General features: G+C 50.7%; 17 protein-coding genes and 1 pseudogene. 4 read left to right on the forward strand and 14 right to left on the reverse strand.

Annotation, left to right across the window (positions count from 1 at the left end):
• Positions 1 to 15: 15 nt before the first annotated feature.
• The 8 genes and pseudogenes from ACLD72_RS27865 to ACLD72_RS27900 form a co-directional block, all read right to left on the reverse strand.
• Positions 16 to 2,331 carry an S-layer homology domain-containing protein gene (locus ACLD72_RS27865; RefSeq protein WP_411002315.1) on the reverse strand — a complete coding sequence of 772 codons (2,316 nt, stop codon included), beginning with the start codon at positions 2,329 to 2,331 and terminating at the stop codon, positions 16 to 18.
• A gap of 71 nt (positions 2,332 to 2,402) precedes the next feature.
• On the reverse strand, positions 2,403 to 3,008 hold the full coding sequence (locus tag ACLD72_RS27870) for a GerMN domain-containing protein (RefSeq protein WP_411002314.1): 606 nt from the start codon (positions 3,006 to 3,008) through the stop codon (positions 2,403 to 2,405).
• A 22-nt stretch (positions 3,009 to 3,030) separates the two neighbouring features.
• Positions 3,031 to 4,479, reverse strand: coding sequence for an N-acetylmuramoyl-L-alanine amidase (locus ACLD72_RS27875; RefSeq protein ID WP_411002313.1), 1,449 nt, complete (start codon positions 4,477 to 4,479; stop codon positions 3,031 to 3,033).
• Positions 4,480 to 4,747: 268 nt separating this feature from the next.
• Positions 4,748 to 5,341, reverse strand: a complete 594-nt coding sequence (locus ACLD72_RS27880) for a GerMN domain-containing protein (RefSeq protein WP_411002312.1) — start codon at positions 5,339 to 5,341, stop codon at positions 4,748 to 4,750.
• A 38-nt stretch (positions 5,342 to 5,379) separates the two neighbouring features.
• Entirely contained in the window at positions 5,380 to 6,915 is a 1,536-nt protein-coding gene (locus tag ACLD72_RS27885; RefSeq protein ID WP_411002311.1) for an N-acetylmuramoyl-L-alanine amidase, read from the reverse strand.
• A 269-nt stretch (positions 6,916 to 7,184) separates the two neighbouring features.
• Complete coding sequence (gene leuD / locus ACLD72_RS27890) at positions 7,185 to 7,775, reverse strand: 3-isopropylmalate dehydratase small subunit (protein WP_251586228.1); 591 nt, start codon at positions 7,773 to 7,775, stop codon at positions 7,185 to 7,187.
• Between the two features lie 27 nt (positions 7,776 to 7,802).
• The gene (gene leuC, locus ACLD72_RS27895) at positions 7,803 to 9,227 is read right to left on the reverse strand and encodes a 3-isopropylmalate dehydratase large subunit (RefSeq protein WP_411002310.1); all 1,425 of its coding nucleotides are present in this window, start codon (positions 9,225 to 9,227) and stop codon (positions 7,803 to 7,805) included.
• Between the two features lie 796 nt (positions 9,228 to 10,023).
• A pseudogene (locus tag ACLD72_RS27900) lies at positions 10,024 to 11,060 on the reverse strand (DUF4062 domain-containing protein).
• A 549-nt stretch (positions 11,061 to 11,609) separates the two neighbouring features.
• Here ACLD72_RS27900 and ACLD72_RS27905 point away from each other — a divergent pair.
• A complete protein-coding gene (locus ACLD72_RS27905; protein WP_411002309.1) occupies positions 11,610 to 12,995 on the forward strand; it encodes a cohesin domain-containing protein in 1,386 nt (461 codons plus the stop codon).
• A gap of 424 nt (positions 12,996 to 13,419) precedes the next feature.
• Here ACLD72_RS27905 and ACLD72_RS27910 read toward each other — a convergent pair whose 3' ends face one another.
• The 3 genes from ACLD72_RS27910 to ACLD72_RS27920 form a co-directional block, all read right to left on the reverse strand.
• On the reverse strand, positions 13,420 to 15,882 hold the full coding sequence (locus ACLD72_RS27910) for a family 43 glycosylhydrolase (RefSeq protein WP_411002308.1): 2,463 nt from the start codon (positions 15,880 to 15,882) through the stop codon (positions 13,420 to 13,422).
• A 205-nt stretch (positions 15,883 to 16,087) separates the two neighbouring features.
• Entirely contained in the window at positions 16,088 to 16,759 is a 672-nt protein-coding gene (locus ACLD72_RS27915) for a response regulator (protein WP_411002307.1), read from the reverse strand.
• Positions 16,756 to 17,946, reverse strand: coding sequence for a sensor histidine kinase (locus ACLD72_RS27920; protein ID WP_411002306.1), 1,191 nt, complete (start codon positions 17,944 to 17,946; stop codon positions 16,756 to 16,758). The genes ACLD72_RS27915 and ACLD72_RS27920 overlap by 4 nt, the downstream gene beginning before the upstream one ends.
• 154 nt (positions 17,947 to 18,100) lie before the next feature.
• Here ACLD72_RS27920 and ACLD72_RS27925 point away from each other — a divergent pair, with 154 nt between their 5' ends.
• Entirely contained in the window at positions 18,101 to 18,616 is a 516-nt protein-coding gene (locus ACLD72_RS27925) for a CcdC protein domain-containing protein (RefSeq protein WP_411002305.1), read from the forward strand.
• Between the two features lie 303 nt (positions 18,617 to 18,919).
• Here ACLD72_RS27925 and ACLD72_RS27930 read toward each other — a convergent pair whose 3' ends face one another.
• Positions 18,920 to 19,840, reverse strand: a complete 921-nt coding sequence (locus tag ACLD72_RS27930; protein WP_411002304.1) for an AEC family transporter — start codon at positions 19,838 to 19,840, stop codon at positions 18,920 to 18,922.
• Positions 19,841 to 20,079: 239 nt separating this feature from the next.
• Here ACLD72_RS27930 and ACLD72_RS27935 point away from each other — a divergent pair, with 239 nt between their 5' ends.
• Positions 20,080 to 20,697, forward strand: coding sequence for a hypothetical protein (locus ACLD72_RS27935; protein WP_411002303.1), 618 nt, complete (start codon positions 20,080 to 20,082; stop codon positions 20,695 to 20,697).
• Positions 20,698 to 20,826: 129 nt separating this feature from the next.
• On the opposite strand, the gene lepB is transcribed toward ACLD72_RS27935, so the two are convergent.
• Entirely contained in the window at positions 20,827 to 21,381 is a 555-nt protein-coding gene (gene lepB, locus ACLD72_RS27940) for a signal peptidase I (protein ID WP_411002302.1), read from the reverse strand.
• 174 nt (positions 21,382 to 21,555) lie between these two features.
• Here lepB and ACLD72_RS27945 point away from each other — a divergent pair, with 174 nt between their 5' ends.
• Positions 21,556 to 22,458 (forward strand): LysR family transcriptional regulator, encoded by a 903-nt coding sequence (locus ACLD72_RS27945; protein ID WP_411002339.1) that lies wholly within the window; start codon positions 21,556 to 21,558, stop codon positions 22,456 to 22,458.
• A 5-nt stretch (positions 22,459 to 22,463) separates the two neighbouring features.
• Here the strand turns inward: ACLD72_RS27945 and ACLD72_RS27950 are convergent, their stop codons facing one another.
• Positions 22,464 to 23,276, reverse strand: a complete 813-nt coding sequence (locus ACLD72_RS27950) for a carbon-nitrogen family hydrolase (protein WP_411002338.1) — start codon at positions 23,274 to 23,276, stop codon at positions 22,464 to 22,466.
• Positions 23,277 to 23,419 lie beyond the last annotated feature (143 nt).

Genomic DNA, 23,419 nt, shown 5'->3' on the forward strand with positions numbered 1-23,419 from the left:
ACGGAAATCGTTGTGTCACCTTGGTGAATTTACTCTCTTCACTTTGACCGCCGTCAGGCCTTCAAAATCAATGCTGATCGTATCCCCTTCATGCAAATCGGACAATTTGATGACATTTCCGTTATTATCCAAAAATTGGGCGTCCTTCACATAAATATAGTTGCTGAAGTTGTCTTTGCTTATACCGATGCGGTCACTCGAAGCATTTACATACGCTACTTCAAATTGTTTGGAGATTCTGAGACCAAGCAATTCAACCTTGTCTTGTCTGGAATCCAGAACAGCTACAACCGGATCCCCTTTAGAGAAGTCGTTAAAGGCAGGTTTTGATTTTCCTGAAATCTCCATATCCAAACTCGAATTGTAAGGCAACCTCAGCAACTCCCCCTCCACTTCAATTACGATCTCTTTGTTGGAAGTGTCCGCCTCCACAAACTTGCCGGCGTATTTGTGAATGACCATAACGGAAACCACCCGGTCACCCAAATAAGCAATATTAACAATTCGGTTTTTAGTCAGAAGTTCCTCAAGCCCATCCAAACCTAGGTCATCGTAATCGGAATCATAATACGCTTCCGTCTTATCATCCAACGTAAACGCATGCGGTTTTCCTTCCGAGTCCATAACCATCAGGGCCTGCAGTTTAGTATCATAGGAAACGACGGCCGCTTGTTTAAGCTGCTTTACATTGCGTCCGAGGACCTCGATTCCGGTTACAACATCGGTGCTGTTCAGCGTCAGCTTGACTTGGTCCCCATTGTTCAGATCGGCGATCAGATCGCCGATGCCGGGATTGGCAATCCCGGCGATCTTAATCACAGGCTTATCGTCAAGCAGCTTCGTTTCCAGCGCACCGCTGCTTCTTTTGATCGTCAGCATGTTGGCGTCGGAGCCGATTTCCAGCAACGTCCCTTCGAGCGCCCGCTCCGTGCTTCCGGTCACTTTGAGGGAGACGAGAACACTGTTTTTTACCGTGTATTCAACAGCAGCGCCTTTTTGCAATTCGTTTAAGCTCATCAGTTGATTTTGATACTGGAGCAGCGCATTTTTATCGACTTCAAACTTCCCTGTCGTGCCGTCTTGATCTTTAATGGTAACGGTGTTGCCGTCCGCATAAACCGCTTCGATCACACCGGTTCCATTCTTGCTTAACACGGACGATTGAATGATGATAGGTTTGTGCTGGCCGGAGTAAGTTTCCCGTTTAACGACCACTTTGGTGTCCGGCGGGAGCGCGGCCGGTTTGATCGCTTTGCCGCTTTGATCCAGGAAAATCGTGCTCTCGTCATAAGTAATCGTCTCGGGCTCGTTACCGATGAGCAGCAGCAGCCTATTGTCGTCGAGTATCCGCAGCATCGTTCCTTCCGCGCTGTCCAACTGCTCCGCCGGATCGATGATCTCAACGTAAGCGGCCGAACCCGCTTTATCAACCGCCAAAACTTTCGTATACAGCTTCAATTGGCTTTTACCGACTCTGGATTCGGAGTCTTTCGTGAAATAGACGGTACGGCTGTCCAAAGCAAAGCTTTTCGTTTGTCCATTCGCGTATAAAGTAAGCCTATTGTCCGTCAAATTGGTAACAATGCCTTCATATGCGTTCTCATAGCTGGCGCTGACATATTCGCTGCCACGGCTTAAAAACGCAGCCATTTGCGCACGCGTCACTTTCCCTTGCGGGTCGAACTTTTTGCCTTCAACCCCGGTCGTAAGTTTCAATTGAACCGCCACATTCACGTATCCGCGAGCATTCGCGGAAATGCTCGATTGGTCGGCAAAACCCGTGGACAAGGTCGCTGAAGCTTTCGCTTCCGCGTCTTTGCCCAAGGCCCGAACAAGAATTTTGGCGACCCACTCGCGCGTCGCCTTTTTCTCGCCCCAGGATTCTTTGTCCGCCGTTGCGGCGATTTCTTCGTTCTTATCCAGCAGATTTTTGGACAACGCCAGCCCCAGATAAGGCTTGAAATAGTTGCCGACTTTCAAGTCCGCCGGGACTCCCGAGCCATCGCCCAATTGGGATTCCAGGTTCATCAGCCGAATCGCCATCGTGATCGCTTCCTGCTGCGTTACGACGTCCCCCGGCCGGAATTTTCCGGCATCGCCGAGAATGATCCCTTCAGCTGCAAGCTTGTATATATGTTTTTCCGCCCAAAAACCGTTCGACACGTCACTGAACACCGTAGTTGAGGAAATCGTTTGCGAAGCCCCCGTGGACGTGGAAGACGTCTCATTGGCAAACACCGCCGCGCCTCCGCTGAAGCACATCGCCGTCACGAGCATGGCGGAAACCGCTCTATGGGCATTTCTTCGAGAACTGCGTTTAAATGATGCCATCCAATTCTCCCCTTTAAAAAAGTTCTTTTTATCGTGTTCGACGAAAGGCAAACAAGTTCCTTCAATTTTCCTTAATTTCTTGACAGAGGATGATCTAATTCGACATGCCCCATCAAGGTGTCCACCTTTTCCCCGTCAACGAGCAGCTCGATGGCATTAACTTCCGGGAATTGAAACAGCGTTTTGGTCAGCGCTTCGATCGCCAGCGCCTCACCGCCGGCGCCGAGGTGCGCCTCATCCGGCAGCGACATATCGACCGTCACTACCCCATCCGCAAGCGTAGCCGAATGAAAAACAGCATTCTCCCAGAGGGCAAACAAGGATTTTTCGCTGGACTGCAGCGTTTTTAACGCCGCCAAATATTTGTCCTTATCGGATACGAACGAAATTTGCCGGGTTTCCTTCGTTAACTCCAGCATGTTATCGTCCGTGTAATAAGCCTCGATCGATGCCGTTTGCTGCGGCGGTTGTTCCGGCTCCTTTCCGTTATCCGCGCCTTGCGAGCCCTGCGTTTCCCCTGCGTTTTGCGGAGCCGCCGCCACAGGCTCCCCGACAGCTCCGTTCGAATCAGCGTTTCCCGTTCCGGTAGTCGGAGCGGTCTGCGGTTTTTGGCCGCAGCCGCTGCTCAGCAAGAGCAAAACAACCAGCATCCCCATGATCCATCCTTTTCTGTTCACGGTTGTTCCTCCTTCGCCGCGTTTAGTTTACGCCGAGATATTCTTTAATTCCGTCAACGATTCCCTGCGCCACATTGTTCTGGAATTCTTCGGTGTACAGCAGCGCCTCATCGTTTTTGTTGCTTAAATATCCGCATTCCAGCAGTACGGCCGGCATGGTCGTTTCGCGCGTGACATGCAAGCTTTGCGTGCGTACCTTACGGTCCGGAAGACCCGACGATTCCACGAGATGCTTGTGCATAACCTTCGCCAAACCCGCACTTGCGGAACGGGTGTAATACGTCTCAACCCCGGTTGCCGTTGCCGAGCCGGAATTCGCATGGATGGAAATAAAAATGTCCGCATCGGCATTTTCCGCAATCTTCACCCGATCCTGCAGCGTCGGATATGTATCGCTCTCGCGCGTCATCACGACGTTAATGCTCGGCCCTTGTTCCAAAAGCAGTTGCTGTACTTTTAAAGCAACGGCAAGGTTGAAGTCCTTTTCCTTTTTCTTCGTTATGCTGCTCGCTCCCGGATCTTTTCCCCCGTGCCCGGCATCGATCACGACCGTAGTCAAGCCGTCATCTGCGTCCGTTCCTTCCCATGGAGCCGTTGCTTCGGCATTCAAATCAACGATAATAAGTCCGTCATTTTCGTTTACCAGTGAGTAATTCACCTGTCGATTCAGGTCCAGCACGACGCGTACGGTCCAAGGATCACTGCTGAACAAAGCGTATCTAACGCCCGATACATCCGGGTAATCGGTCACTTCCATCACGCCGCTCTGATTGCTGTCGAGCGTTTGGCCGGTCGCGAGCGACTCGGCAAAAACGGTTTGCGGCAGATCTACCACCAACCGGTCGGGGCCAGTCATCGTAAAAATGTTCGGCGCCACGTTTTTGTCCACGGCGATCATCAAACGATTGTCAACGAAGCTGATGCCGGTGACGGAAGCCAATTCGCCGCCATTTTCCGGCTCGATCGGCGTTCCCGGCTGCTCCGATTCGTTACCCGACTCAGGGTTATCGATACTGCCGCTTCCGCTGCCAGAGCTCGGACTCGTTAAATAAGCCGCTTTCTTGGAATTGTCCCAAGATACCGTTAGCCCCATCTGCTCGCCGACGAATCGTAAAGGGACAAGCGTGGTATCTTTGGCCAACATGGGGGCAGCCGCCAGCTTGACATCACTGCCGTTTACCGTTGCGGTCGTCTTGTTGACGGCCAAAGTGAGAATTGTTCCGGGTTGCTGTATGGTTACCGTGCCCGTCTTTTTTTCCCAGTTGACGTCAAAACCTAGCTCCTCCGCGACGACACGAATTGGAATCATCACATTTCCATTTACATTTTGAACTTGTCCATTTTCGGGCAAGGTTAGCGCCCTGCCATCCAGATAAACACTGGTGCTTCCCGCGGCAGCATGTCCCGTTTGCGAAAACGCAAACAAAAAAATCAAAGTGAACAACATTGCCGCCAAATTTTTTTTCCTCATCCGTCACCCCTACCATCCTAGTATTTTTGCCTCATGACGACCGATAAAACTTCACCTGAATCTTCGACATCACCAGACGACATATTAGACGCTTTGAGCCCTGAAAAGTTGCGAAATTATGGCATTTTTCTGCGCATAATTTACTACTGCTTCCTATCAAACTACTGAGTTGGCTGATTATTCTTTTTCTACAAAAAAATAAGACTGTCCCTAAAGTCAAATTTATGACCTTTTGAGACAGCCTCGTTTCTGCTTTTAAGTACTTCCTCTATTCTCTCGTGATAGGGTGCTCGAGGTCCGCATGGCCCATAAGCGATTCGACCTTCTCCCCGCCTACCGTGACCTCGATTTGTTTCACCTCGTCGAACTGAAACATCGTCTTTTTCAGCGCTTCGATGGCCAACGCCTCGCCGCCTGCGCCGAGCCGGGCTTCGTCCGGCAGCTCAATATCGAGCGCCAGCTCACCGTTCGCCTCGGAAAAAGCGACGCTGTCGAGCTTCACTTTCTCCCATAAGGAAATCAACCCTTGATCAGCCGACTGCAGAGCCTTAAACGCTTCCTCATATTTGGTATGCCCTTCAGGCACCTCAATCTCCCTTTGAACCGGCTGCAATTCCATGAGATCATCGTCTGTGAAATAAACCTCAACTTTCAGCTTAACTTGCTCCGCTGTTTGCTGCGGGCCGTTTGCATCGCTCTGACCCGCTCCCTCGCCGCCGGAACCCTGGCTGGGATCGACCGCGCCGCCTTCCGCGGCGTTCGAAGGATTCCCGGTATCCGCCGGCATAGCTGCGGGCTTTTGTCCGCAGCCCGCCAGCGCCAGCAAAGCGATGATCAGCAAAAGATATCCCATTTTTCTCATGCCGTTACCCCCTTATTTATTGCGTGTTTCCGACAAAATCACAGACCCAAATATTCCTTAATCCCCGCCACGATACCTTCGGCAACGCGTTGTTGCAATTCCTCGGTATACATGAGAGACTCGTCGTTCTTGTTGCTGAGATATCCCACTTCAAGAAGAACGGCGGGCATCGTCGTCTCGCGGGTGACATGCAGGCTGCTGTAACGCACCTTGCGATCCGCCAGCCCCGTTGCCTGAACGAGATGACTGTGCATCACGTTGGCGAGGGGAATGCTTTCCTCCCGGGTATAATACGTTTCCGAGCCGCTCGGATTCGCCGGCGGATCAATGCTGTTGCCGTGAATGGAAACAAACACATCGGCGCCGATATCATTGGCTATTTTTACCCTATCCTGCAGCGACAACGTCACATCCGAATCCCGGGTCATCACAAAATCGAGATCCGGTTCCTGCTCCAGCAAAGCCTGGACCTTTAACGCCACCGCCAGCGTGAAATCCTTCTCCGGCCGCTTCGTTATGCTGGTCGCTCCCGGCTGAGTGCCGCCGTGCCCCGCATCGATGACGACGATCGGCTTACCGTCCGCCCCAACATCCCAGCCTCCATATGAGGCGTCCGCTGTCAAGTCAACGGTAACGAGGCCGTCGCCGTTATTCGTCACATTAAACTGGCTGCTGCGGTTCAAATCGATCACGAAGCGGACCGTCCCCGGTTCTGCGCTGTATAACGAATAACGGATTTTCGACACGTCTGGATATCCGGTGACCGCGAGTTCTCCTTTGTTGCTCTCGTCCAATGGGAATTGCTCCAGAAAAGACTCGTCAAAACCGGCATTCGGAACGTCTACGACGATCCGGTCGGGACCGGTCATCGTAAACACGTTTGGTTCAACGCTGCCGGATACCGCAAACATCAAACGGTTTTCGCCAAAGCTGATCCCTGTAATGAGCGCCGGATCGGTCTTCTCGCTTGCCGTTTCCCCATACGCCTCTTCTCCCGGCGAAACCGCGGTCACGCCTCCATCATCGGTGGAAGGCGCGTATGTACTGTCTTGCTCCAGCTCATCCGCCGGCACCTTGATTTCATCGTCCGACGCTGTGGCTCCGCTGACATGCCCGGGCAGAACGCCATCGGCCGAACCGCCGACCGGGCTATATAAATACGCGGATTTGGATTCGTTGTTCCAACTTACATTTAACCCCATTTGTTCACCGACGAACCGCAGCGGCACCAAAGTCGTGTCGCCCTGCAGAAAAGGAGCGCCGTTCAGCTTCACCTTTCGTTCGTCCACAACGGCCGTTTCCTCGCCGATCTTCAGCTTCAGGTTGGTCTCTCCCTGCTTGATCGTCAACGTACTGTTTGCTTTGTCCCAATTGACGTCGTAGCCAAGCCCTTCGACGATCACGCGGATCGGCACCATCACGCTTCCTCGGACAATCCCGGCCTGCGCGTTTTCCGGCTGCACCAGCTCTTGGCCGTCCAAATAAATGTGCGTGCCGGACGAAGCCGCATGGCTTAAACCCGGTAACCCAAGCAAAAAAAGCCATGCAAACAAGAAAAAGCCGATTTTCTTCATGAACCTCATCCCTACCTCACCCTAATAAAATTTACCGACAAAAAGAACCCTTATCCGCAAAAGGCTGCTAATTACTTCCATAATATCAGAAAATAGCGTCACCTGATAGACTTATATTTTCATAGAGAGACAAAAATGGACATTCGATTCCGCGCGAGCTGTCCAACGAAAAATATAAGGGCATCCCGCAAACGTGATCACCGCCGCCTTATGAACGCAAAAACTCCCGGTCCATAAACCGGGAGCTCCTATACTTTGACGGCTAAAGTTTAACCGAATTTTCTTTGCTCGTAAGCTGCGATCAAATCCTCGTGCTGCAGGGTCAGGCCGATATCGTCCAGGCCTTGCAGCAGGAATTGGCGGCGGTGCTCGTCGAGATCAAACGCGATATTCAGGCCATATTCGTCCTTAATCGTCTTTTCTTCCAGATCCACCGTCAGCTTGTAGCCTTCATGGGCCGCCGTACGTTGGAACAGCTCTTCAACCTGCTCCTCCGACAGCTTGATCGGCAAAATGCCGTTCTTAAAGCAGTTATTGTAAAAAATATCGGCAAAAGACGGCGCGATGACGCAGCGGAATCCGTAATCGAGGATCGCCCACGGCGCGTGCTCCCGCGAAGAGCCGCAACCGAAATTCGCCCGCGAAATAAGGATCGACGCGCCTTCATAGCGCGATTTGTTTAAAGCAAAATCGGGATTGACGTTGCCTTCGGTGTCAAAACGCCATTCGTAGAACAGAAATTGTCCAAACCCCGTACGTTCGATGCGTTTAAGAAATTGCTTAGGAATAATGGCGTCGGTATCGACATTGACGCGGTCCACAGGACCAACGGTACCGGTCAGTTTTTTAAATGCTTCCATCGATCGATTCTCCCCTTTTTACCTTGATTAGCTCAGGACTTCGCTTTTGATTTCCCACTCGCGAACATCGACAAAACGTCCCTTGATCGCAGCCGCGGCCGCCATCGCCGGAGAAACGAGGTGCGTTCTGCCGCCGCGTCCCTGCCGCCCTTCAAAGTTCCGGTTGGAGGTGGAAGCGCAGCGCTGCCCAGGCTGGAGAACGTCCGGGTTCATCGCCAGGCACATGCTGCAGCCAGCATCACGCCATTCGAATCCGGCTTCCGTGAAGATTTTGTCCAGGCCTTCTTTTTCCGCCTGCAATTTCACGCGGCCGGAGCCCGGTACAACAATCGCCGTAACTTTGCCGGAAACCTTGTAGCCTTTGGCGATTTGCGCCGCGGCGCGCAAGTCTTCAATCCGTCCGTTCGTGCAAGAGCCGATAAACACGTAGTCGATCTCGATGTCCGTCATCGGCGTGCCTGGCGTCAGGTCCATGTATTCAAGCGCCTTCTCGGCTGCTTTGCGTTCGTTGTCGGTAGTAAAATCGGCCGGATTCGGCACGCGTCCGTCGATGCTGGTGCCCATGCCCGGGCTTGTGCCCCAGGTCACCTGCGGGATCAGCGAATCCACGTCAAAATCGACCACACGGTCATATTCCGCGCCTTCGTCGGTCGCCAGCTTCTTCCATTCGGCTACCGCTTGCTCGAACGCTGCGTCTTGCGGCACATGCTGACGCCCGCGCAAATAATCAAAGGTCGTTTCGTCCGGAGCGATCAGCCCCGCTCTGGCGCCGGCTTCGATCGACATGTTGCAGACGGTCATCCGCTCTTCCATCGTCAGTTCACGAATCGCTTCGCCCGTATACTCGATGACATACCCGGTCGCAAAATCGGTGCCGTACTTGGCGATCACGCCAAGAATCATGTCCTTGGCCGTTACGCCAGGCTTGCGTTTGCCGACAAACCGCACTTCCAGCGTTTTGGCTTTGGCTTGCTGCAAGCATTGCGTAGCCAGCACGTGCTCCACCTCGCTGGTGCCGATCCCGAAGGCCAAAGCCCCAAACGCGCCGTGCGTCGACGTATGGCTGTCGCCGCAAACGATCGTTTTACCCGGATGCGTAAGGCCAAGCTCCGGACCCATAACGTGAACGACGCCTTGATCGATCGTGTCCAAATCGTACAAAGTTACGCCGAAATCACGGCAGTTTTGCGAGAGCGTATCGATCTGCTGTTTGGAGATCGGATCGCTGATGTTGTAGCGGTCTTTAGTCGGTACGTTATGATCCATCGTCGCGAAGGTCAGATCCGGACGGCGAACCTTGCGCCCGCTCAGCCGCAAACCCTCAAACGCCTGAGGCGAAGTAACCTCATGCACGAGTTGCAAATCGATATAAATAATGCTCGGTTTGCCCTCTTCCTGATAAATCACGTGATTATCCCAAATTTTCTCATACATCGTCTTTTTACTGCTCATTTTTTTCACCCCACACAAGGAATCGAACCTGGAACAAAGCGGAATGCCGATGGTTTTACATCCAATTGGCCAGCGCTTTGTATGTTGAATTCAATATAGCACGTTCCCGTTAATTGTTCCAAGATATAATAACTATAATTGTGATAGGGTCAGCCTATAAGGATGGATGTGCTAAATTGAGAAATCTCTTACCCGGCAGGGGTTTTCGGAATGTAATTTCGATGGGATGGTTTAAATATGGCTGGATAATACGGATTTCTTGTGCCTCCATTTATAATTTGCTATTGAAGTAAAACCAAACCTCTGTTTTTATTCCTACCGATTCGTTTATATCCTGCCTTTAAAAAACAAGAGCCTGTATTGTGATGACGGCCTTTGATTCAATGGGTAGCGGCGACCGCGTCCTTGATCATATCAGAACCAAAGTGCTGAGATTCATTTCGGAAAATTGTACACTCCAAAGCATCCAACCCATCATCACGAGTCCCTTTCCATGTAACCCAAACAGCATCTGCGCTTGGTGTTCTCAGAATCAAATTCTTACCAGGCCTGCAAAACTGTTTGTCGCCAACGCTTTGGCGAGAATATGCCGGTCTGCAAGTAATCTACATGACACGTCACCTTTATTGGTGTCTATCCAGGGACCATAACAGTTATCGGGAGCATTTTTTGCACCAAGTCCATGACACGCCTCCTGTAAACAAAAAAGAGGTGTAGTAATATTTCCCAGATTCTTTTAGTCACTCTTATCTGTATAAAATATAACATTGGATTATTGCGGTGTTACTACAGATGACTATTTTCTTCTAATTGCTCTGAGTGTAAGCAAAGCATCATCCCCATATGGCGTTAATGTCCAGTATGTGGAGTTATCATTCACACTTCTTTGTTTTACAATACGAGTTATTAATCCTAGTACTCTAAACTGCACTTTAATAGTTTGAAATGAGTCGCTATCTATCTTGAACTCACTCGCTTCACTGAAATTTGACGATTTGTCACTCATAATTTCAAAATACTCTATGTCCTGTATTAATTTATTCATTATTTGAATAATTTCCTCTTCAGAGGCTTCGTTCATCAGAATATTACCGACATTATAAAACATTCCATTCCAAGTCATTTCAAGGTTTCTTCGGTACCGGTAATATGTTTGGGCTCCTTTTTTTCTTCCAATAAAAGAGTATTTTATTTGATATATATCTTTACCCTGAGAAAACTCCTCACTTTTTTCAGGAGCTTTTACTTTGATCTGTTCTAATTCATCTTTTAATTGGTCTACTAGATTTTTGAGTCTTAATATTTCCTTAGTAGCACCACCGTCGGACATCTTATCGGCTCGAACCCATCCAATAGAAGGGTTTGATTTAATGAGTTTGGTTAAACTTCGAGAAACAATAGAACCCAGTTCTACAGGATTCGACCAGTATCGGACTAATTTCTGTTGAGTCAACTCTCGGAAAGCTTCCAGCTTTTCTTTGCCTTCTCTTTCTTGCTCTGTTCTATTTACAGGTAATTCTTGAGGATTTTTATGGATAAAAGCTATAATTGGCTTCCCTACTTCGAGTGCGTATCTGTACTCCATTTCAGTATAACTAATTCCTTCATTGCCAATAGAACCATATCTCCCCCCTATAACTACAATGTAATAATCACTGTCATCTATTTTATCAAAGTCCATTGGTCATCGTTTGTAGCTGGAAAAAGTTCCATTCCCGATGGAATACAATCTAATTCTAATAAAGCTTGCATTATTTCTTTTCTTTCTTCTTGAAGGTCTTGATAAGTTGAGCTTACAAACACTTGATATCTTTTATCCATAAATTCCTCCATGCATACAAGAATAATTGTTCCAGCATGAGTATTATAGCACTTTTTTCCAAAAATAATTAAGATCGAGTATTTATCCAAATACAAAACTTGATTTGAAATCTTTGTAAGCGAATGCTAAAACAAAACCATCAAGTGGATTTTCTTTTCATTGCTATTCTCCTTCTACATTAAGATTTTGTATTAAGTAAATTACCAAAAGAAAAGAGTAATATATAAACAAAAATTACTAAATATGAATAATTGCATCGAACCCTGAAGGAAAATTTTCTCATTGAATATAGAGGGTGTATTAGTATATGTCACAAACAAACGTTCGCTTTTTGGGGCGATGACATGCTTGTGATATTGAGCGTAAATCTTACGCATCTTATTTAATTTCAGTTCTACGCACCGGCGAATGCCCACTATGCCGGAACTCCAAACCAATAAAAGAATATGCAAATTTATAGTATATATTTATAGATCAGCAAGTATATGTTTAGACATTAAGCAAGGAATGATTTACCTTGTTAAGTGTTAATGTTAAGTAAAATTAAGGGGGAAGATTTCTTGAAGCACGTTGCAAAAATGAGTTTTTCAATTGTAGCAACTGTTATTTTATTATTCGGGTTTACAGTGACAAATACCCATGCTGCTAAAATAGGTGAGCAGCTAAAATCTCCTGAATATGGATGGGAAAGATTGGATGACAGGGACAGTAGTATCGTTTATACAGGAACCTGGGTTAAAAGTTCTAGTCCTGCTTTCTATAACTCTACCCTAACGTATAGTGAAACTGTAGGTTCAACGATGAATTTTAGTTTTAAAGGAACTAAGATACGACTCATAGCAAGCAAATCCAATATTGATGGTAAAGCAATTCCTATCGCCATTGACGGCGTTGCGGAAACGTTTAGCGAAAATATTACTGGTACGAATCCTAAAGACACTTATAAAGGGCAGCATCAAAGTGTTGTTTATGAAAAAACTGGATTAACAGATGAAAAACATACAGTTACTATTAGAGTGCAGAGTGGTTGGCACTTAAACATAGATGCTTTTGATATTTATATAGCAAATCCGATCACTCTCAAAGCTTCTGCTGGAGACAGCCAAGTAGCTTTAAAGTGGGATTGGGTGCAGGAAGCAGAGAACTACACGGTTAGGTATGGAACCGAGTCTGGGAAATATACCGAAACTATGACAGTGACCAAAGACGTTTATAATAATTACGTTATTCCAGGTTTGACCAATGGAACAACGTATTACTTTGCTGTGACTGCAACAGTAGATGGGGTTGAATCGGACTACTCAAACGAAGCAACAGCAACACCATTTGCAGCAGTGACTAACCCGATTCTTGATGTTATAGTGGATGAAGAAACTGTAACCGTTGGACAAGAGTTTGTCTCGAACATTGCACTAAGAAATGCAGACAACATTTATGCCGAAGACTTCACAATTAATTATGATACTAATTTGTTTGAATACTTGGGCTATGAAGAAGTAACGGGTTACAAGGTATGTAACGATCCCACAGACAATAATGGAAACATCCGTTTTATTATCGCCAGCCAAGGCAAGGACTATGGTATAAATGAGGATACGGTTATTGTTAAACTTAAATTCAAAGCAATCGCAGTCGGAACAGGGGACGTAGACGCCTTAAAGGGTAGAATCGCGGATACAGAGCAAGAATATGATTTGGACGATGAAAACTGCTTACAGGATACAGTAACCGTTGTTGCACCGGCTATTTTGGACGTAAATAAGTCGGGGGAGTATACATTGGTTGACCTCGCTATCGATGCGTTTTACTTTGGAAATGCTGTTGCCGATACGGATACGGTCAACCACCAAGCTGACCAAGTAATCGACGATACTGTAAATGATGACGACCTTGTTTATATTGTAAATCGAATGTTGATTAACCCAAACTACACACCGAATTTATAGTCCATACCGTAGAAGCCCTGGAGTTTTAATCGCTCTCCAGGGCTTTTTATCGCTTCATTTCCGTTTCAGAGTCGTCCTAGCCAACGCAACGATCGACAAGGCCGGCGCTTCCAAGCTTACCACATGTTACATTCTATTTGGAGGTGCTCCTATGAGTGGTAAAAAACTGGTGCTTTTGATCGTTTGTATTTGCGTATTTGGATTAATAGGCACCTTGGGTTTGATGTACTTTTTGCTTTGGATTGCGTTTAATTCTTAATTTCGGCTATCTACCCTGGCGAAGGCATGCATAAATACTCATGATAAATTAAATACGCACTAAACGAAGCGGCCGCATTCCGGTCTTCCCGGGGAGCAGCCACCTAATTTTACCGGAAGCGATCTTTCAGTTTGGCAAAAATTTCGATAATGTATCGTGAACCTGTTACGGAACATCAAACGGACGAATCTCAACCTCATCAAACCGCGAAGCCGTTGCCACGGACTTTAACCCGATTTTGCCATGAAGGAACGGCCTATCGCTGCGGTCGTCATACTCCAGCACCGGCTTGCTGCCGTTGTCGTCATAGACGGTAATTCGCGTGCCGACGGCGGCAACTTTCAAGTGAATCCATTCCCCTTCAGGCGGCAGAGGGTAAGCGGCGTCCGCCAAAGGCACTGTATCGTAATTATGCTTCACGAGATGAAGGCCGGTTCCGTCTACATACACATAGTATCCGCGCAAGAAATCATCGCGGTTTTGGTTCAATTCCAGCCCGTTCGCCGGGTCCGTGACCCGGATCAAAAGGCCAGTCTGTCCGCCTTTCTCCGGTACGGTAAGATCAGCTTCCACCGAATAATCCGTCCAGCCGTACTCTCCGGTTACGATTTTCGCCGGCTGCCGCGACGATGCACGTAGCTGGCCATCCTTCACGGACCATACTCCTTCGTAACGGGACCAGCCGGAGGTGGTTTTACCCTCAAACCCATCTTTGATTTCCGTTACTGGCGTGAATTCGCTGGCTTCCATCCAGGCGAAATCCATGGAGCCTTGCTTCACTTCCAGCTTCAGGGCTTGCAGGCCGCTTTCCAGCTTCGCTCCGTGGATTGATACCGTCTCCCATTGCCCGGGATTTACGGGCGGATTCACTTCAATCGCCGGTGCCGCCCCCTTGCTTCCGTCCGAAAGGCTGAACTTCACCCCATCCGGTCCGGGAGCCACGCGAAAGTGGATGCTGTAGATCCCGCTGCGGGTTACGTTCACCCGGTAGCTTAAGGCAGTGCCTTTCGCCAGCTTGGCGAGGTAATACCCCCCTTTCCCGTCTTCGGCGGAGGAAGCTGCAGCTTCCTCCGCGTTCTCCGCATGAATGGCATCCACTGCGCCTGGCATAGGAGCATAGGCCAGGCGATCGCCGCTTCCGTTCACTTTATTGCTGAAGGCAGCATATCCGAAACGGGCCTCGGCGTTTTGGGCGGCGTAACCGATCCGCCCCCCGCCGACGGCTTCCGCCAGTTGGAGCGTAAGCAGGCGCATGCCCGCGGTATACACACGGACCGAGCGGTTCTGAACCTCCAGCCGCAAATTTTGCAGGAAACGGATATCGAGACTGTCCGGGATCCGCTGTTTTTCTACGCCGACTGCTTTCCCGTCCCTGTATACCTCGGCCGTAATTTCGCGGGAATCCTGGTCGAGCAGAACGATACCGAAGCTCTCATCGTCCGTATAGGAAAACACAACTCCCGCTTTGCCTCCTTGACCTTCCGAACGAAGCTGTACATGAAATTCCGCGGTGTAGTCGGATTCGGCAGCCGGTTCCGCCAGTAGCATGGAGCGCCCTTGCTTTCCTTGGGCAGCGGCGATCAGTCCTCCCCCCGCACTCACGGACCACTCGCCCTCCCCGGATATTTTCCACCCTGCCCCGATTTCATTTCTTTCAAAACGGTCGCTGAAAAACGGCGGATCTGGCGCCGGCTGCGGACCGTCCGTCGGTCCGTAAACCTTGAAGCGGCTGCCGTTCCAGACTAGACGGTCTATGTTCATATGCCGGAGCGGGCCAACGATACCGGGTCCCTCCAGATTGTGATAGATCATATATTGCGTGTCCAAATCAGGTCCGGTCACGATGGAATTGTGGCCCACCCCCACCGTCGGCCCGTCCGCTCGCAAGAGGACAGGATTGCCGTCAAAGCCTGCGAAGCCCGTAAGTGGGGAAGCGCTTACCGCCGCATCCACCCGGTAGCCGCTGCTAAACACATGATTCCCCGTATACGTCATGTAATATTTTCCACCCCGCTTGAACACCGTCGGACCTTCCGTCCATCCGCCCATGTAAGCCCCGGTTTGTGTTTCTTCCGGAGCGACAGTGAGCGGGTCGGTCATAGGTGCGGCTTGAATCCCCTTCGTACCGGCGTAGTAAAAATACCACTTCCCATCGTCATCCACAAAAGTCGAACCGTCGATCGTGCGGCCGAAATTTTCCGTCGCCACGCGGAACGGCCCGGTCGGCAAATCGCTCTCCAGCACGTAATGCCCTTGGCCAGCCGGAGAGGTGTACATGTAAAACTTTCCGTTCCAGTATCTTACTTCCGGCGCATAGGAGGCCGTTGTTGTCGGATCTTCCGTACACAGCCCTTCATACTTCCACTCAAGCAAATCGGGTGAGCTCCAAACTTTGACTCCCGAATCCGTATCTCTCGTACTGACATATAGATAATAATATCCGTTATAGGAGAATATGAACGGATCGCCCAATCCATATTCCTCCCATTCATCCGGCAGCGTTATCGGGTTGGTATATGTATGGATTGTGGTGGGCTGAATCACTGCATCCTGATCCTTAAGATCACATCCCGCTCCCCCCATCCCCAAACAAATCATCAAAAGTCCCGCCAAGCACGCTTTTCTCATGGCTCTCCCCCTCAAGCTAATTCGGTCATTCCGAACTCAAGAGAAACACACAGTTTGTTTATTACAATAATATTGTATTATTAGAGCTGATTATACGGTTATACATCCGATATGTCAACGTTTTCATACGTATATATTGAAATTTAATATTAAAAAGTCCTTTTATTACAATATTAATGTAACAAAAGGACTTTAAGTTATATAATCACTTCACCAAACCGCCGCGCAGCGCCATCACCACAACTTGGGTTCGGTCCTCACAGCCGAATTTTTGCAGGATCCGGTGAACATGGGATTTGACCGTCCCCTCAGTGATGAACAGTTTTTCGGCGATTTGATCATTGCGGAGCCCGTAGGCCATCTCCTGCAGGATTTCCTGCTCCCGCTCGGTTAACGTGTCAAGCAAAACGGCCTTTTGGCGGTCTATAGCCGGCGGAGCGGCCGCGGAAACGGCCTCCAACAGCGCGCCGGAAGCCAGCTTCGTTTTGTAGACCGCCTCCCCCCGGAAAGCGGAACGGATCGCCGCAAGCATGTCCTCCATATCCGCATCTTTTAATAAATACCCGACCGCACCGGCACGGATTCCCTGTAGAACATACTCCTGATCGTCAAAGGTGGTCAGAATGACGATTTTCACGGCCGGAAGCTGGCCCATGATTTCCCGGGTCGCCTCAATCCCGTTCTGAAAAGGCATCTGAACATCCATCAGGATGACATCCGGCCGGTATTCCAGGGCCAGCTTCACCGCCTCTTCTCCGTTGCACGCTTCTCCGATCAGCTTCATATCCGGCTGCAATCCGATCACATATCCGAATCCTTGGCGGATCATCGTCTGGTCGTCGGCAAGCAGCACTTTAATGTTTTGCTCCTCTGTCATGGCTTCCCGTCCTTTTCACCGGATGTAAGCATATCCTCCCGGCTTCCCGCCGGAATGTGGGCAACAATCTGGAACCCGTGCGGCTTACGCGCCCCATAATGCAAGCGGCCCCCGCGTTCTTCGAGCCTGGCTTTCATCGCCCGCAAGCCGAATCCTTCGGCGATGCCCCCACCGTATCGCAGCGCCCCATCATCGCGGATGGTCATCACGATGTCCCCGGCTTCCCGCCGCAGGCCGACCTCTAGCTCGGTTGCCCGCGAATGCCGTATGGCATTGGTAATCGCCTCCTGCAGCACCTTAAACAGCGTTCCGAATTCCAGATCGCCCATATCCTCGTCCCGCAGTCCATTATGAAAAGTATAACGTATCCCCGCCGTGGCCTCCATCCGCGAAAGCAGCGCCTTTAAAGACGCCGCGCCCGACAGCGATTGATCATCAGCAAGGGCGTGGACGGCGGAACGAATGTCTCCCAGCCCCTGGCGCGCCACCGCCAGCATGCCGTCCAAAGCACGCTCCGCCTGTGCGGGATCCTGTTTGATCATGTACCGCATGGCCTGAAGCTGGACGATCAGCGAGGTGATGCTATGACCGACCGAATCGTGGATGTCCCGGGCAATCCGCGTCCTTTCTTCGAGAATTGCAAACCGCATCGTCGTTGCCGTAGCCTCCTGCAACTGATCATAAGCCTCCTGCAGTTCGGCCAAATGCCGCTTGTTCAGCTCTAACAGCTCTTTGCGGTAAATTCTTTTCCGGATGGCGTAAAATAGTGCAAAAGTCAAAAGGATATAAGAGATGATATTAGCCGGATTCGGCTGGCCAAACCTCACATAAAACATCGCGGCGATCAGCAGGGCCGCGATTGCCGGCCCAAGCCACTTGGACAAAACGGATTGGAGCCGGGCGTAAAAAATGACGATAACAAGCAGGTAAAGCAGCTCCGTTTCTTGATACCAAATCAGGTTGGCCGCGGTTTCCAGCGTCACGATAATGACAGCGATCCCCGCTCTCCGCTTGTTCCACCAATTTTTAGGAAAGAAAAACAAACTGCAATAGGACAATCCGATCAGCACGTTCAGGATTACTTTTTCCGCCGGCCCCGCAAACATTCCGGCCAAATGCATCAGATACAACAGAACCCCGCTTACCACCGCCGTTTTAACATAAGGGCGATATTTTTCCGATGACATGGCGACTACCCTCTTTCCCGTACCATTACCCTACCAGATTACGTCTCTACCCGGAGATAGATATTTTCGCGCAAGCTTTCCATCCCCGGTTGGTCGCCTTCTATGAAGAAAACAGGTACCATGATCCCATAACACAAAAGGAGGCAACTTCATTTTGAAATCCGTCATTACTTTGTTGATCGCCATTTTTATCCTCTACCGTATTTATCTTCGCGTCAAAAGAAGCATCGGCTGGCAGCAGCTAAAGCCGAAAAAAATCATGTTTACGACCACCCTTCTGGGGATTGCAGGAATTCTGTTCCTGATCGCGGGGGGACTTAACTGGGTCAGCTTGCTGTCGGATGCGGCGGGAATGGCCATCGGCGGCCTGCTCGCGTATTACAGCGTAACCACAACCCGGTTTGAACAGCGGGACGGCGGCGTCTATTACCGTTCCAGCACCTGGATCAGCTTTGCTGTGACAGCGCTGTTTTTCGGACGGCTCATCTTTCGTCTGTACGGATTGACCTTTGGCCCGCAGGCCGGCTTGGCCGGAACTGCCCCAATGAATCAGGCGGCCGCGTTTGGCAGCTCCCAGAACCCGTGGCTATCCGGCTTGGTGCTGATAATGTTCGTTTACTACATCGTCTACAATATCACCCTAATGGTAAAAAGAAATAAGCTCGCATAAGCGAAACTTGGAAAAACAGCATAAGGGAAAAGTAGGAGGCAGGATCGAGCGAGGCCATGTTGTAACGGTTGTGAGCGTTGTTATTTCGATAAAATGTAGGGGAAATCAAATTTAATGGTTGCAGCAGAGCTTATTTTGCCTTATTTTCACGGATTCTAGCCTTTTTACCCAAATAAGCGCAGTTATAACCGTTAGAAATTGAAAGCCCGTCTTTTCAGCTAAATAAGCGCGATCACAACCGTTAGCGAACGACTGGAGATCCGAGAGTGCTGGGCCATTAGCCCAAACGAATGAATTGGCCAACTAGACCAGCACAAGCAACACCGGCAGCACGATAAACGAAGCCAGCGTCGTCCACATGATGCACCTCGACACCAGTCCAGGCGCGGCGTCAAACCGTTCGGCCAGAACGACGGCGTTCACGGCGACCGGCATCGAAGCCAAAATGAACAGGACGGAAAAAAGCGTGCCCGTAATGCCTAAAACCGTCAATGCGACATAAGCGGCAATGGGCGCCGCGGCCAGCCTTACGGCAATGCCGGCCCAAACCGCGGATCGCTTGGCGGCCACAGCGGCCGGTCTTCCCACCTTCACCATCTGCGCGCCCAGCACCGTCAGCACAACCGGCGAATAAGCGCCCGCCACCATGGAAACACCCTGGGTGATCTCCGCCGGGAGCTGCAGGTGCGTGATGCGGAGAAAAAACGCCACGGCCGCGGCATAGATCGCCGGCAGGGCAAACACCGACCGGATCGCGCTTTGCACGGAAAACTGCGAGCGGGCGGCAAAATATACGCCAACCGTATTAACGATGATCATCTGCGTGATGACATAAAGCGAGGCTTTGTCGAGCCCAAGTTGGCCGAAGGCAAGCAGCACGAGCGGCAATCCGTAGTTGGCGCTATTCGTCAGCGCCGATATAAGCGTAAGTCCGGCCGCTTCCGGCGCCTCCAGCTTCAGAATCCGTCCCCCCACCTTGGCAATGCCCCACATCAGCGCCAGGTTCAGCAAGGAAAATCCGATCGTACTGAACACATCGCCCGAGGAAATATGCGCGTTCATTAGCGTATCGAAAATGATCGCCGGACTCAGCACGTATAGATATAAAGTCAGCAGCGGCTTGGTGTCCAAACCGCGAAAACGCGCCAGCAGCGCACCGGCAATCACCGGAATCGAAAGCGGAACGATTACATGAAGCAGTGTAGATAAAACCGTTTGTATCATAGTTGCCGGACTCCTCTGCTCGCTTGATAGCTTTGTTTTGCCCTATTGTACCTCCGGTCCGCGGGGCGCGTCCAAGACATGAAAACAATATAGCTGATAGCTATTCCCTATAACTTTTCCGCGTATTTTAAGCCGTCCCTCAGCTTATTTTCAGATTCGGATTCGATATCTTTGTTGCAGGCTTCCCGAATCGATCCGGCAAATCTAAAATTTAAGCATGAAAGGAATGAAACAAAAGCATGTCATTATCTGTAAATCCATACAGCAGCACTTATTCTTACAGCATTGGCTCGTGGGGAAAAACGACCGCCGCCAACAAACAAGCAGACTCCGGACAAAGCGGCAAAGTAACGGCTAGTACGGGTGATTCCCTTGAACTAAGCCCGGAATATCTCGCCTACCTGACCAACTTACAAAATCAAGCCGCCGCAGACTCCACCTACGGCGCAGCAACCGGACAAAATACGGACCCGCTCACCACGGACGAGAAAAAATCGATTTTGACGGAGTTGCAAAGCAAACTGAGCTCCTATTCATCCGGTTCCGCCGCCTCCGGCGAAGAAGCGGCCGATCCGCTCGGCGAACTGCTTTCGGCGCTGCAGGAAAAATTGAGCGAATTCGACGCGGAATCAGCCAGCGAAGAAGAAATCGACGCGCTGTTTGACGATATTGCCGAGACCGTCGCCGAGCTGCGCCCGCCGAAGCCGGAGCAGGCTCCGCCCGGAAACGGGGAAGAACGTCCTCCGGCTCCCCCTTCCGAAGCCGAAGGGATCCCTCCCTTCTTATGGGATCTTCTGACCGAATACTCAGAAGGAGCCCTTAAAGACGGGAGCGGCGGGACAAGCGAAACGGCCTAGCCAAAAAGGTTAGATTTGGGAAAATCTGCGGCAATCGAAAAAAAACAGCGCCACCAGGCAAATTCACCTGGAGGAGCTGTTTTTTCATAGGAATGTTCGTGCACACAGCAGCGGGTTCAACCCGCGGCCTTAAAACGAGTCGATCCCCATCACGTGGTCGAGCGGAATCGGTCCGATGCTGCGGCTGTCGTTGCTATTATTCCGGTTATCGCCCATGACGAACACATCACCGTCCGGAACTTCCCAAACCTGAGCGGCCCCTGCATTCATTTTTTCCTTAATATAAGGCTCGTCTAGCTGTTGTCCGTTTCGGAACACGTGCCCGTCCTTCACTTCAATCGTATCTCCGGGCAGGCCGACCACTCTTTTGACATAGAAAAAATCTTCCTGTCCACTGCCGGATAACCAGGTTATCAAAGGATGCTCCTTGATATCGTCCAAAAGCGTACGGCTGCGGTCAACCCGGCTGTCGATAATGACGATATCGCCGTAATCCGGCAGCTTCTCCAGCACATGCGCGAACTTCCAGGCATAAATGCGCTGCTTGTCGTTGAGCGTCGGTTCCATTGAATGGCCGTCTACCCGGTAAGGCTGGATCACAAAAATGCCGATAATCATGCTTAGCACAAATCCAAGCGCGATCGATCCGCCCCATCCGACAACTTCTTTCAACCATTTCTTCAAACGTAAAACCTCCAAAATAATAACTTTAGCTTTTTCATCTATTATAACGGGGAATAGGGACACAAAACAAATCTTCCTGAATATCCCAGCCCAATTCTACCGCCGATAACGAGCATCCCTTCCCTATATGTAGTATACTTGTTTATAGGATTTTCTTATAAGAGGGATGATCAAATGGAGCTAAGACAACTTCTATACACACTGAAAATCGCCGAGGAGAAAAACTTTTCCCGCGCCGCCGATAAGCTGCATATCGCCCAACCCTCCCTAAGCCAGCAGCTGTCCAAGCTGGAGCAGGAGCTTGGCGTCAAGCTGTTTCAGCGCAATACGAGCACGGTGGAGTTGACCTATGCCGGAGCAAGCTTTATTCAGCACGCGCAAAAAATCATGGACGCTGTGGCTCAACTGCGCCAGGAAATGGACGACATCTCCCAGCTGCGGGCCGGCCGCGTCGTCGTGGGCAGCATGCCGATCACCGGCTCCCATCTGCTGCCTTATGTGCTGCCCGCCTTCAAGGAAGCGTACCCGGACATCGAAATCACCCTGCTGGAGGATACGTCGCTCAATCTGGAGAAACTGACGGCCGGCGGCGGCACCGACCTCAGTTTGCTGTCGCTGCCGCTGCAGGAGCCGACGCTCGCTTACGAGCCGATCGGCGAAGAAATCATCGACCTGGCCGTGCCGCCGAATCACCGGCTCGCCTTTACCGAAGAAGCCAGGACAGGCGTGAAGCTGGAGCAGCTGCGGGACGAGCCGTTTATCGTGCTGAAAAAAGGGCAGGGCTTCCGCAAGCTAACGGTCGACCTTTGCCGCAGCGCGGGCTTTGAACCGAACGTGGTATTCGAGAGCAACAACATCGAAACGGTGCAATCGCTGGTCGCGGCCGGGATGGGCATTACGCTCGTTCCGCGCTATATCGCCCGGGCCAAACGCAGCGAGCTGATTCCGGCCTATTTACCTCTCGCTGATCCCGTGCCTAGCCGCACGCTGGTCATCGCTTACCGAAAAGGACGTTATTTGTCCAAAGCGGCGGAGGCTTTTATCGACACGTTTAAGGCGACGATGGAGCAACGTTAGCTCGCTTATAATTCGTAGCAATCCGGGCGGCGGTCGGCGAAAACCGGGATGCGGCCGCGAACTTCATCCACGAGCGAGAGCTCGATGGTTCCGGTGACGATTCCCTCCCCTTCCCCGCCTTCCGCTACGATTTCGCCCCACGGGTCGATGATCATCGAATGCCCGAAAAAGTCTGCTCCGCCCCCGCTGCCTACCCGGTTGCACGCCACAACGTACATCTGATTTTCGATCGCCCGGGCCATCAACAGCGTGCGCCAGTGGTGCAACCGGGGATGCGGCCATTCCGCGGGGACGAACAATACCTTGGCGCCCTGCAGCGCCAGCGTCCGGACCAGCTCCGGAAACCGGATATCGTAGCAGATCGACGCCCCGGCTTTCGTACCGTCCAATTCAAAGACGACGTTCCGTTCACCGGAGGCCAGATATTTCTCTTCCTCCATCAACCGGAACAGATGGATTTTGGCATAGCGGGCCGTCTCTTTTCCTTCGCGATCAAAAACATACATAGTATTGTAAATCTTTCCGTCTCGTTTCTCGGCAATGGAGCCGCCGACGATATGAATGCGGTGTTTGGCGGCAAACGCCGACAACCACTCCCGCGTCGCCTTGCCTTCGGCATCGGCCAATTCGTGAATCCGGTCCAAGGCGTAACCCGTATTCCACATTTCCGGGAGCACGGCCAGATCGAGGTCAGGATGCTCCGCTACCGTCCGCCCCAACAGTTCCTGCATGTGTTTACGGTTTTCCTCCGGTTCCCCCAATCTGATATCGCTCTGAACCAGGGCAACCCGCCATTTTCCTTGCTGCCGTTCCGCCATATTATTCACTCCTTTAGAGCACTATACCAGATATGATAGCTTGCTGCTTCACGGGTGGCAATAAGCCGCTATTTATTCCCCCTATACACCTCGAAATTCTCATGATAAATTAACATTAACATTTTTGAACCAGACCGGAGTGA

Source organism: Paenibacillus lacisediminis (genome assembly GCF_046567315.2).